This window comes from Phascolarctobacterium succinatutens CAG:287, assembly GCF_000434895.1.
Classification (GTDB): domain Bacteria; phylum Bacillota; class Negativicutes; order Acidaminococcales; family Acidaminococcaceae; genus Phascolarctobacterium_A; species Phascolarctobacterium_A succinatutens_A.
Map to the genome: position 1 here is coordinate 1 of NZ_FR892816.1, position 12,464 is coordinate 12,464.

The 12,464-nt window shown below is 49.7% G+C and carries 10 protein-coding genes; all 10 read left to right on the plus strand.

What is annotated here, in order from left to right; all coding sequences use genetic code 11:
- Positions 1–122 precede the first annotated feature (122 nt).
- A complete protein-coding gene (gene prmA / locus BN587_RS09310; protein WP_021720851.1) occupies positions 123–1,055 on the plus strand; it encodes a 50S ribosomal protein L11 methyltransferase in 933 nt (310 codons plus the stop codon).
- A 515-nt stretch (positions 1,056–1,570) separates the two neighbouring features.
- Positions 1,571–2,314, plus strand: coding sequence for a 16S rRNA (uracil(1498)-N(3))-methyltransferase (locus BN587_RS09315; RefSeq protein WP_021720852.1), 744 nt, complete (start codon positions 1,571–1,573; stop codon positions 2,312–2,314).
- A gap of 6 nt (positions 2,315–2,320) precedes the next feature.
- Positions 2,321–3,634, plus strand: coding sequence for a tRNA (N(6)-L-threonylcarbamoyladenosine(37)-C(2))-methylthiotransferase MtaB (gene mtaB, locus BN587_RS09320; RefSeq protein ID WP_021720853.1), 1,314 nt, complete (start codon positions 2,321–2,323; stop codon positions 3,632–3,634).
- An 86-nt stretch (positions 3,635–3,720) separates the two neighbouring features.
- Complete coding sequence (locus tag BN587_RS09325; protein ID WP_009145890.1) at positions 3,721–4,059, plus strand: histidine triad nucleotide-binding protein; 339 nt, start codon at positions 3,721–3,723, stop codon at positions 4,057–4,059.
- Between the two features lie 118 nt (positions 4,060–4,177).
- Complete coding sequence (gene rpsU, locus BN587_RS09330; protein WP_021720854.1) at positions 4,178–4,354, plus strand: 30S ribosomal protein S21; 177 nt, start codon at positions 4,178–4,180, stop codon at positions 4,352–4,354.
- A gap of 15 nt (positions 4,355–4,369) precedes the next feature.
- The gene (locus tag BN587_RS09335) at positions 4,370–4,819 is read left to right on the plus strand and encodes a GatB/YqeY domain-containing protein (RefSeq protein ID WP_021720855.1); all 450 of its coding nucleotides are present in this window, start codon (positions 4,370–4,372) and stop codon (positions 4,817–4,819) included.
- Between the two features lie 220 nt (positions 4,820–5,039).
- Positions 5,040–8,315, plus strand: coding sequence for a type I restriction-modification system endonuclease (gene hsdR / locus BN587_RS09340; protein WP_021720856.1), 3,276 nt, complete (start codon positions 5,040–5,042; stop codon positions 8,313–8,315).
- On the plus strand, positions 8,312–9,724 hold the full coding sequence (locus BN587_RS09345; RefSeq protein ID WP_021720857.1) for an N-6 DNA methylase: 1,413 nt from the start codon (positions 8,312–8,314) through the stop codon (positions 9,722–9,724). The genes hsdR and BN587_RS09345 overlap by 4 nt, the downstream gene beginning before the upstream one ends.
- A 578-nt stretch (positions 9,725–10,302) precedes the next feature.
- Positions 10,303–11,706 (plus strand): restriction endonuclease subunit S, encoded by a 1,404-nt coding sequence (locus tag BN587_RS09350; protein WP_021720858.1) that lies wholly within the window; start codon positions 10,303–10,305, stop codon positions 11,704–11,706.
- 45 nt (positions 11,707–11,751) lie between these two features.
- Positions 11,752–12,453 carry a LytR/AlgR family response regulator transcription factor gene (locus BN587_RS09355; protein ID WP_021720859.1) on the plus strand — a complete coding sequence of 234 codons (702 nt, stop codon included), beginning with the start codon at positions 11,752–11,754 and terminating at the stop codon, positions 12,451–12,453.
- Positions 12,454–12,464: the final 11 nt, after the last annotated feature.

Genomic DNA, 12,464 nt, shown 5'->3' on the forward strand with positions numbered 1-12,464 from the left:
AATTTGCACTTGCAATCTACCAAGTAAATTTTTTCTAACTGCAGAGATAAAATGGCGTGTTGAAATGCGAGGCTTTTCTGTTGTATAATAAAATGAATATAAATTATAAAGGAGTGCAGAAAATGCAGTGGATAGAAGTTAATGTTGCGGTAACGCATGAAGCAGTAGAGGCCGTAGCAGATATGCTGACGAGCATCGGTTCTAAGGGAGTTGCGATTGAGGACCCGCAGCTGATTAATGATTTGCGCAACAGCGGTACCTGGGAGCTGTGCGATATTCCGGAGCAGGAGAATACCGAGGTTGTTACAGTCAGCGCTTATTATGCTGATGATGATAAGCTGGAAAAACGCTTGGCGGAGATTGACGAGCAGCTGGCGCTGATTGAGGAGCGCATCGGCAAGTACCGTTTCGGCAATACCCGCTTCCGCAAGGTGAGCGAGCAGGATTGGGCTAACGAATGGAAGCAGTATTTCCATGTTACTCATGTGGGCAAGAGCCTTGTTATTAAGCCGAGCTGGGAGGAGTATGTTCCTAAGGAAGGCGAGCACGTTATTGAAATTGATCCGGGTATGGCCTTCGGTACAGGCACGCATCACACTACCAATATGATGATGGAGCGCTTGGAGAAGGTTATTACGCCTGATTCTACCGTGTTTGACGTTGGTACCGGCAGTGGCATTCTGGCGATTGCTGCAGCGATGCTGGGCGCTAAGTCTGTTAAGGCTGTGGATATTGACGCTGTGGCAGTGCGCGTGGCGAAGGAGAATGTGGCGGATAATGGCTTGAGCGAGCAGATTGAGGTGCGCGAGGGCGATTTGCTGCATGGCACTGAGGGCAAGGCTGATGTTATTATCGCTAATATTATTGCCGATATTGTTATTATGCTGCTGCAGGATATTCCGCAGAAGCTGAATGACGACGGTGTGCTGCTGGCGAGCGGTATTATTGAGGAGCGCATGCCGGATGTGGAGGCTGCGGCGCAGGCGCAGGGCCTTTATGTTGACGCGGTTGACCATCGCGGTGGCTGGGTTGTTATGCAGATGAAGAAGAAGTAAGAAGTTTTATGTCGTGTGCGATAGAAGAGAGCCTCTCCTAGGGGAGAGGTGCCGAGCTTGTCGAGGCGGATAGGGGGAAGCGAGGGCGTCGCAATTGATATATCGCGTTGCAACGAAAAATTTTCCCGCAAATCGCTTGCTGAGTTATATATTTGATGCTAAATATGAAGAAGCGATTTGCGGACGGTAATTTCGTGTGGAACCAGGACGAAGTGCCGCAAAACTCGCGCTATGCTAAGAGATTTTGCTACAGTAGTCAGCTTATCGCTCAAACAGTTGCGACACTTCTATGGTTCCAGACACTCATTCCCTAAATTTTTTATGTTTTCACTGCGATATATTAATTGCTTGTTAGGGCTTTAAGCAGTCCCCTCTCAGTCGCCCTTTGGGCGACAGCTCCCCCCGAGGGGAGCCTCTCTTGTCCTTTGTGATTCTTTTTTTGCCTCTCCTTGGGGAGAGGTGCCGAGCTTGTCGAGGCGGAGAGGGGTATCAATTTTTACAGAAAGGAAACCTATATGCATCGTTTTTTTGTACCGCAATTATATAACGAAACAATGACTATTGAGGGCGTTGATGCGCGTCATATCAGTAAGGTGCTGCGCATGCAGCCGGGTGCGCAGCTGCAGCTTGTGAGTGACGACGGCGTGAGTGCGCTGGCGGAGATTACTGCGATTGACAGCGAGTGCGTGACTGTGCATTGCCTGGAGAAGCTGGCAGAAAGCCATGAGCCGGCGGTGCGCCTGATTTTGGCGCAGGGCCTGGCGAAGGGCGAGAAGATGGAGTTCATCATCCAGAAGGCTGTGGAGATGGGCGCTTACAGCGTGGTACCTGTGGCTATGGAGCATTCCGTAGTACGCCTTGACGGTGCTAAGGCTGCCAAAAAGGTGGAGCGCTGGCAGAAGATTGCCGAGTCCGCTGCCAAGCAGAGCAAGCGTGATATTATTCCCGAGGTGCAGCCTGTGCAGACGATGGCACAGATGCTGGCGGCGAATGACTGCGCTACGAAGATTATCGCTTACGAGTGCGAGGATAAAAAGAGCCTGAAGGCGGCGCTGAAGGAGGCACAGGCGAATGGCGCACTGACAGATCTGCTGCTGATTATCGGTCCTGAGGGCGGCATCAGCGAAGCGGAGCTGGATTCGGCACGCGCAGTAGGCGCTGTGCCTGTGTCGCTGGGCAGACGTATTCTGCGTGCGGAAACGGCAGGACTTGTTGCTATTTCAGCGATTTTTTATGAAACCGGAGATTTAGGAGATTAAACATAGATGAGAAAAATTGCATTTTATACGCTGGGCTGTAAGGTCAACCAGGCTGATACTGCCAGCATGGAGGGGATTTTCCGTGCGTCAGGCTATGAGGTTGTGCCTTTCGGTGAACCGGCAGACGTTTATTTAGTTAATACCTGCGTTGTTACCAATACCGGTCAGCGCAAATCGCGTCAGATTATCAACCGCGCTGTGCGTCACAATCCGCTGTCCTTGGTGGTTGTTACCGGCTGCTATCCGCAGACTGCGCCGGAGGAGGTGCGTGCTATCGAAGGTGTTGATGTAATCATCGGCAATCAGGAGCGCGGCCGCATTGTGGAGCTGGTTGAGGAGGCGCTGGAGCACAAGCGCACGGAGATTCTGGATAATGTGCAGCAGATGACTGTGGACACTAAGTTCGAAGAGCTGGGCGTTGGCACGGAAACCGATAAAACCCGCGCCTTCCTCAAAATTCAGGAGGGCTGCAACCAATACTGCACCTACTGCATTATTCCCTTTGCCCGCGGTCCGCTGCGCAGCCGCAGCCTGGAAAGCATCCGCGAGGAGGTTGGCAAGCTGGTTGCCGCAGGCTACAAGGAGGTTGTGCTCATCGGCATTCACCTTGGCTGCTATGGCAAGGAGCTGGCGAAGGAAGGCAAGCACGTTACTTTGTATGATGCGGTAAAGGCAGTGCTGAGCGTTGAGGGCGTGCAGCGTGTGCGCCTCGGTTCGCTGGAATCCGTGGAGGTGGAGCCGCGCTTGCTGCAGCTGATGGCAGAGGAACCGCGCCTGCAGCGTCACCTGCATCTGCCGCTGCAAAGCGGCTGCGACAAGATTTTGCGCGCTATGCATCGTCCTTATGACACAAAGCGCTTTACGGAGCTGGTGAACGAAATCCGTGCGCAGGTGCCTGATGTGGCAATTACTACGGACGTTATCGTGGGCTTCCCCGGCGAAACCGAGGAGGACTTTGCGACTACTTTGGAATTTGCCAAGAAATGCGGCTTTGCCAAAATGCATATCTTCCCTTATTCTAAGCGCAAGGGCACGCCTGCTGCCGAAATGAAGGAGCAGGTGGACGAGGCAGTGAAGAGCGAGCGTGCGGCGCGTTTGGCGAAGGTGGACGAGGAGCTGCATCAGCAAATGCTGCAGAGCACTGTCGGCAAGGTGGAAGAGGTACTGTTCGAGCAGCCGGTGGACGATGAGCATATGGAGGGCCTGTGCGGACCTTATCTGCGTGTTGTCGTTCCGGGAACTGCGGAGCTGGCGAATACCATTGCCAAGGTAAAAATTACTGGCATCAAAGAGGATTTTTTGCTGGGCGAATTGAATTAATTTGTGAAAAAATTATTTCTTTAGCAGGATAAAAGAAATAAATACAGAATATAACTAGATACGATAAATGAGAGGAGGGACATGAAATGGCTGAGGATTGTATTTTTTGCAAAATCATTAAGGGCGATATCCCTTCTACCAAAGTGTACGAAGATGATAAAATGATTGCTATCAATGACGTTGCTCCGGCTGCTCCGGTTCATGTGCTGCTGATGCCTAAGGACCACACAGCTAACATCACTACTGCGGACCCCGAGCTGGTTGCATACATGCTGGGCAAGGTTAAAATGATCGCTGAAAAGACCGGAATTGCCGAAAAAGGCTTCCGCGTTGTTATCAACACCGGCGATGAAGGCGGTCAGACAGTAAAACATTTACACATTCACGTAATTGGCGGCAAAGCTTTGGGTTGGCCCCCGTGCTAAACCTTGACAATGCTTGTCTTTTCTTGTATAATTAATCAGTAAGTGTTTTTAGCTGGCAACAGCTGAAAACTTAATTTGCATATACACTTCCCTAAGTGTGTGGAGGGAGGGAGAACAGATGGCAGAAATTAAAGTTGGCAAGAATGAAACTTTAGACAGCGCACTGCGCAGATTTAAAAGAGCAACCCAAAAGGCAGGCATTCTTTCTGAGGTAAGAAAACGCGAGCACTATGAAAAGCCGAGCGTTGCACGTAAGAAAAAATCCGAAGCAGCCAGAAAACGTAAAACCAGATAATTGGAGGCGGGCTGTATGTCTATAAAAGACCAATTGACTGCTGATATGAAGCAGGCCATGAAGGACAGAGAAGCAGGCAAGTTGCGTTTATCTGTTATCCGCATGGTGCGTGCTAATATTAAAAATGTTGAAATCAATGACAAAAAGGAACTTACAGATGATGAGGTTCTGGCTGTCTTGATGAAAGAGGTCAAAATGCGTCAGGATTCTGTTGAGGAATTCCAAAAAGCAGGTCGTGACGAATTGGTTGCCCAAGCTAAGGAAGAAATTGCTATACTGAGAAAATATCTTCCGGAAGCTCTCAGCGATGACGAGCTGAAGGCTATCGTGGCAGAAGTTATTGCTGCTGTTGGTGCTACAAGTCCTAAAGATATGGGCAAGGTAATGCCGGCAGTTATGGCAAAAACCAAAGGCCGTGCAGATGGCAAACGTATTAACGTTATGGTTCGTGAATTGCTCAAATAACAACTGATAACCGTGCTAAGAGAAATCTTGGCGCGGTTATTTTACTTTACAGCGGTTTGCTGAGCTAATGGCTGCTTGCTTTCCTTATGCAGGAGGGCAGGCAGCTTTTTTTATTACAGCGATATTGCCTTTTGCGAAAACATATTCAGCAGGTAAATTTTGTTTCAAAGCGAATATAAATATATTATTATCATTTTACAGCTCAAAGGAGGCCGTTTTTATGGCATCTGGCTTCAGCTTTTTACGCACACAATTTCCCGGTCTGGAAAAAACAGGCGAGTTCGCGGAGCGCTATCTGTACAGCGATTCCAACTCCTGCCTTTTTAAGCTGGGCCTGCTGTGCGAAGATATCGTTAATAAAATGTTTGACTTTGACAATATAGCAATGCCTTATCAGATGAAGGATACGCTGGTAAACAAAATCCGCCTGCTGGAAAACGAAGAGTATATCACCGAGGATTTGGCACGCATTATGCACCGCCTGCGCTTGGGCGGCAACGAAGCGCGCCATGAGGGTACGGATTCGCTGCAGAAGGCCAAGCTGCTGCTGTCGCAGGCGTACAGTCTTTGCGAATGGTTTATGCAGGTGTATGGCGATTACAGCTATCAGCATCAGGAATATCATTTGCCTGCGGAGCAGGCAGAGGCAGCCTTTGTTGAAACGGCCAAGGATAAGGCCGAGGAAGCGCGCCTGCGCAAGCAGGATAACGAGAAGGCGCAGCAGGCTGTGCCTGTTCCGCACAAGGAACGCAGTCAGGCGAATCTGCAGGCTGCCAACAGACGACCGAAGACGGAAGCGGAAACACGCTGCCTGATTGACGAGCAGCTGCGTCAGGTTGGCTGGGAGGCCGACACTACTGTTTTGCGTTACAGCAAGGGCTGCCGTCCTGTGAAGGGACGCAATCTGGCGATTGCCGAATGGCCTACGGACAAGGTTCCGGGCAATGAGGAGAAGGGCTACGCGGATTATGCGCTCTTTATCGGTACGGAGCTTGTGGGCTTTATCGAAGCGAAAAAGTGGGACACGGATATTTCCAGCGTCATCAGCTACCAATGCAAGGATTACGCGCGCGCTGTGAGAAAATGCGACGCGGAATATTTGCTCGGTCAGTGGCAGGATTTCAAGGTGCCCTTTGTTTTTGCTGCCAACGGCAGGCCGTATGTGCAGCAGCTGCAGGTAAAATCCGGTATCTGGTTTGCGGATTTGCGTCAAAGCGGCAATATGCCGCGTGCTATGGCAGGCTGGCCTTCTCCCTTAGGTTTAAAAGAAATGCTGCAGGAAAATACTGCGGAGGGCAACGCTGCCTTAGATGCTTTGCCGTATGATTTTCTGCAGGATGAAAACGGCCTGCATCTGCGCGATTATCAGCTGAAGGCTGTGCAGGCGGTGGATAATGCAGTGCGCTGCGGCAAGCGGACGGCGCTGCTGGCGATGGCCACAGGCACCGGCAAAACACGCACGGTTTTGGGCATGATTTACCGCTTTTTGAAGGCGAAGCGCTTTAAGCGTATTTTATTCCTTGTTGACCGCAATGCTTTGGGCGTGCAGGCGCAGGATGTTTTTAAAGAGGTGAAGCTGGAAAGCCTGCAGACGCTGGACCAGATTTACAATATCAAGGAGCTTACCGATAAGCTGATTGATGCGGAAACCGCCGTGCACGTTGCTACCGTACAGGGCATGATGAAGCGCATTATGTACGCCGAAAGTGAGGAGCGTATTCCCGCAGTCAGCGATTATGATTTGATTATTATCGACGAGGCGCACCGCGGTTATATTCTGGATAAGGAAATGGCAGAGGCGGAGCAGCTTTATCGCGACCAGCGCGATTACCAGAGCAAGTATCGCTATGTGCTGGATTATTTTAACGCGGTAAAAATTGCGCTCACCGCAACGCCTGCCCTGCAGACGACGGAAATTTTCGGCGAGCCTGTTTATACCTACACCTATCGCGAGGCTGTGCTGGATGGTTATCTGATTGACCATGACGCACCGCATCAGCTGACAACGAAGCTCAGCGAGCAGGGAATTCAGCTCAAAAAGGGCGATACTGTTAAATATATTAACAAGCAAACAGGCGAGCTTGATACGGCTTATTTGGACGATGATGTCGATTTTGACGTCGACCAGTTCAACCGCAAGGTTATCGTGCCGGAATTCAACAGGGCCGTGCTGGCGGAGATTGCCAAAAATCTTTATCCCGATGCGCCGGAAACATACGGCAAAACGCTGATTTACGCTGCTACCGATACGCATGCCGATATGATTGTGAGCATACTGCAGGAGCTTTATGCCAAGGATAATCTGGACAGCGACGCGATTATGAAGATTACCGGCAGCGTGGCCAACGGTGACCAGAAAAAGATTCAGGAGAAAATCAAGCGCTTCAAGAACGAACGCTTCCCCAGCATTGTCGTAACGGTGGATTTGCTGACTACCGGCATCGACGTGCCGGAGATTACGACGCTGGTGTTTATGCGCTGCGTGAAATCGCGTATCCTGTTCGAGCAGATGCTGGGACGTGCGACGCGCCGCTGCGATAAAATCGGCAAGGATCATTTTGAGATTTATGACCCGGTGGGCGTATATAACAGCCTGCAGCCGGTGGTGACGATGCCTGCCGTTGCCAATCCGCAGATTTCCGTGCAGGATTTGCTGAAGCAGCTTGATGAAGCGGAGGCAGCGGAGGCGATTACCGATATTGCCAAGCAGGTGGCCTTAAAGCTGCGCCGCAAGGTGAACAAGCTGGACGAGCAGACGAAGAAGGAGTTTGTGCTGGCGACGGGCAAGGATGTGGCAGCCTTTGCCGGCGAGCTGCAGCAGGCGGATGCCGCCAAGGCTAAGGAGCTTTTGCTGCAGCATAAAGAGGCGCTGGAGCAGCTGGAAAAATACCGGGCCGGCGGCAATATGGGCGGGATGATTTACGACGGCAAGGATGAGCTTACAGGCCATACGCGCGGCTACGGTGCGCACAAGACCAAGCCCGGAGATTATCTGAACGATTTTGCGGCGTATTTAAAGAGCCACGCCAACGAAATTGCTGCCCTGCATATCATTTGCACTCGTCCGAAGGATTTGACGAAGGCGCAGCTGAAGGAGCTGCTGCTGACGCTCGATGCCAACGGCTTTACGGCGCTGCAGCTGAACGATGCCTATTCGGAATACACGAACAGCACGATGGTGGCAGGCATTATCAGCCTTATCAGGCGCTATATGCTGGGAACGGAGCTGGTGAGCAAAAACTCGCAGCTGAGCCGTGCCTTTGACAAGCTGAACAAAAACCACAAATTTACGCCTGCCCAGCAGAAGTGGCTGGATATTATCCGCAGCTATATGCAGCAGCAGGATATTTTGAGCGTGGAGGCTTTTAAGGAGGACAAACGATTGCAGCGCTTGGGCGGTTATGCGCGGGCACAAAAAATATTCGCCAACGATTTGGATAATATCGTGAGCGAATTCAACGGTTATTTATATGAAGATGGAGGCAAAACTGCGTGAATACACAGGAGATTGTAGCAAAGCTCTGGAATTTGTGTAATGTGCTGCGAGATGACGGCATTACTTATCATCAGTACGTTACGGAGCTGACATATATTTTATTTTTGAAAATGGCCAAGGAAACAGGCAGCGAGGAAAATATCCCGGAGGGCTATCGCTGGGATGATTTGCTGGCGCGCAAGGGATTGGAGCTGAAGAGCTTTTACAAAGAGCTGCTTGATTACCTGGGCGAGCGGTGCACGGGACGCATTCAGGAGATTTACAAGGGCGCGGCGACGAACATCGACGAGCCGAAGAACCTGGAAAAGATTATCAGGACGATTGACGAGCTGGACTGGTTCAGCGCGAAGGAGGAGGGCCTGGGTAATCTTTACGAGGGACTGCTGGAGAAAAACGCTAACGAAAAGAAGAGCGGCGCAGGGCAGTATTTTACGCCGCGTGTGCTGATTGACGTAATGACGCGCCTTGCGGCTCCCAAGGCCGGCGAGCGCTGCAACGATCCTGCTTGCGGTACCTTTGGCTTTATGATTGCGGCAAGCAATTTTGTGCGTGAGCAGACGAACGATTTCTTTGATTTGGATGAGGAAACGGCGGAGTTTGAATATACGCAGGCCTTCACCGGCTGCGAGCTGGTGCATGATACGCACCGCTTGGCGCTGATGAACGCCATGCTGCATGACATCCAGAGCAAAATTATTTTGGGTGATACGCTTTCCAACGTGGGCAAGGAGATGCAGGGCTATGACGTGGTGCTGACAAACCCGCCCTTCGGTACGAAAAAAGGCGGCGAGCGTGCAACGCGTGACGACTTTACTTATCCCACGAGCAACAAGCAGCTGAACTTCCTGCAGCACATTTACCGCAGCCTGAAGGCTGACGGCAAGGCGCGCGCTGCCGTGGTACTGCCGGACAATGTGCTTTTTGCCGACGGTGACGGCGAAAGGATTCGTGTCGACTTGATGGATAAGTGCAATCTGCACACTATTCTGCGCTTGCCGACGGGTATTTTTTACGCGCAGGGTGTCAAGACCAATGTACTCTTCTTTACGCGCGAAAAAACGGATAAGGACAGCACCAAGGCCGTGTGGTTTTATGATTTGCGCACCAACATGCCGTCCTTCGGCAAGATGAACCCGCTGAAGGCGAGCGACTTTGCCGGTTTTGAGGCGGCCTACGGCGCGGAGGACAGAAGCAAGGTGGCAGACGAGCGCTGGCAGTGCTTTACGCGTGAGGAAATTGCGCAGAAGGGCAACAGTCTGGACCTTGGCCTGATTAAGGATGACAGCGTGCTGGATTACGAGGATTTGCCGGACCCGGCGGAAAGCGCGGCAGAGGCTGCGGAAAAGCTGGCGGAGGCCGGGGATTTGCTGCAGAGTGTGGCGCAGGAGCTGAGGAGCTTGCAAAGATAAAAGTAGAGATTGAAGGATGAAGGAAGAAAGAGAAGAGCCTCTCCTTGGGGAGACAAGGTGAATTGCCCGTAGGGCAAGAGAAGGCGCCCTGGGGCGGGTGGCATCGCCTAGCGATGACGGAGAGGGGTTCACTATAAGAAAGCATAAAGACAGCAGACCCCTCTCAGTCGCCCTGCGGGCGCCAGCTCCCCCCGAGGAGAGGCTTTCCTGCATCCTGCACAAATCCAAAACTTGCAAAGCTATGAATTGTGTGGTATATTAGACATAGAAAAAGACAACCGCCCACAAGGTGGGTTGCCTGAGTAACAAAGTTTTAGAAAGCCACTTCTTTACCCGCAAAGTGTAGGAGTGGTTTTCTTATGTCTGGGTTATTTACAATATTGAAAAATAAATGTAAGTAATGCCAGAATGAACATTCCGAAGAGCATTAAGTCTTGGAAGGAATAGTTCTTCATAAGCATCACCTCGATTCCTGAGGAATTAAGGCAACACCATCCTACAACACGGTTGTCAAAAACATTTTATCATAAATTATACATTAAAGCAATAACACGTTTGCTTATAAAGGAGAGCTGGCAATGCCAAAGAAAAAGACAGCATTGACAATAGAAGAACGCTTGCAGCAGGCGCTGGTGCCTGCGGAGGAACAGCCTTATGAGGTGCCGGAGAATTGGGTGTGGGTTAGGCTTGGGAATTTCATAGATTTATTACGTGGAGTTTCCTATAAAAAGCATGATGTTCACAATGAAAAAATGGAGAATGATTGCTTGATTTTAAGAGGAGGAAACATAATAGAGGGTGGTTTAGATTTAAACGCTGATAATGTATATGTTGACAAATCTTTAGTTTCAGAAGCTCAGTTGATACGAAAAAATGATATAATTATAGTTTCTTCGACTGGTAGTGTAAAAGTTATAGGAAGAGCGGGCTTAGCATTTTATGATTATAATGATGTTGCATTTGGTGCTTTTTTGACTTTAGCAAGGCCAAAGAACGGATGTAACAAAAGTTTTGTTGATTTATTTTTTCAAAGTTTCTTATATAGGCAGAGTATAAGAGAATTGGCTAGTGGAGTTAATATCAACAATATACGTTCTGAGTATATTACAAATATGACTTTCCCTCTCCCTCCACTCTCCGAACAGCAACGAATTGTCGAGCATATCGAAGAGCTTTTCGCCAAGCTCGATGAAGCAAAGGAGCGACTGCAGGAGGTTGCCGACAGCTTTGCCGTGCGTAAGGCAGCAATTCTGCACAAGGCGTTTACGGGCGAGCTGACAAAGCCGTGGCGTCGGGAAAACGGCGTGAGCGATGAAAGTTGGGAAGAAAAATTTGTCAAAGATATTTGCAATGATATAAAAGTAGGAATAGTAATCAAACCTTCACAGTATTATACGGATCAAAAAAATGGTGTGGCGGCGTTTAGGTCTGCAAATGTTAGAGAATCTTATATAGAAGATAAAGATTGGGTTTACCTTAATAAAAATGGTCAAGATACTAATAAGAGAAGCGAAGTTCATACAGGTGATGTATTGATAGTTCGTTCAGGAAATCCTGGTACAGCATGTGTTGTTACTGAAAAGTATGACGGGTTTAATGCGATAGATATATTGATTGCAGTACCTGATTCAAAGAAAGTAACTTCTGAATTTTTGTGTGCTTATACAAATTCTCCTGCGTGCAAAACGCTTATCTCTAACAATAAAAGAGGTATGGCATTAGCTCACTTTAACGTTGGCGGATATTCTCAATTACCTATTTCTCTCCCATCTCTCCCCGAACAGCACGAAATCGTGCGCCTCATCGACGAGCTGCTGGCACGCGAGCGCGCAGCACAGCAGGCAGCGGAGCAGGCCTTGGTAAGCATCGACCTGATGAAGAAATCCATCCTGGCGCGTGCCTTCCGCGGTGAGCTGGGCACGAACAAAGCGAGCGAAGCGAGCGCTCTGGAGCTTTTGCGGCAGGTGCTGGCGGAAGGCTGAGCATAAGCAAAGAAGAGCATGTTATTATAGGAAAAGAGTGATATTATGCGTATTGTGGCTTGTGATGATGATGTAAGCGAGCTGGAAGAGCTTAAACAGCAACTGCAGGAAATAGGCAGGAAGTATCAGCTGCTTTTGGATATACGTACATTTACTGAAGGGGAGCAGTGCTGTGAATACTTGTGTTTAAATAGCGCTGACATTGTCTTTATGGATATCTATTTGAAGCCTGGTAATGGCGTGGAGTTTGTGCGGCGTTTGCGCCAGCACAGGCTTAACTTTAAGCTGGTCTTTCTTACTTCGAGTAATGACTTTGCCATTGAAAGCTATGAGCTGGATGCGGCGTACTATTTGCTGAAGCCTTTGCAGCCGGAAAGGCTGGAGCAGGCGCTGCAGCGCTGCGGTGTTTTTGACAAGGAAGAGTATGTTACTTTTGATACTGCGGTGGAGAGGGTAAAGCTAAAGCCTAAGGACATTATCGTTGTAGAGGTGCAGGATAAATACTGCTATATTCACACAGCACAACGCACCTATAAGGTGTACAGCTCCATCAACAAGGTGCGGGAAAAGCTGACGCAGGATTATTTTCTGCTTACCTATCGCAGCGTGCTGATTAACATGCATTATGTAGAGGGTGTCTACAGCAATTATTTTTTGCTGGGCAATGGCTTTAAGGCACCCATCAGGGTGCGCGACAGCGCAGCTGTGCGCAACGCCTATATGCAGTGGGCGTTGCTGCAGGATTAAGGATACTTTGT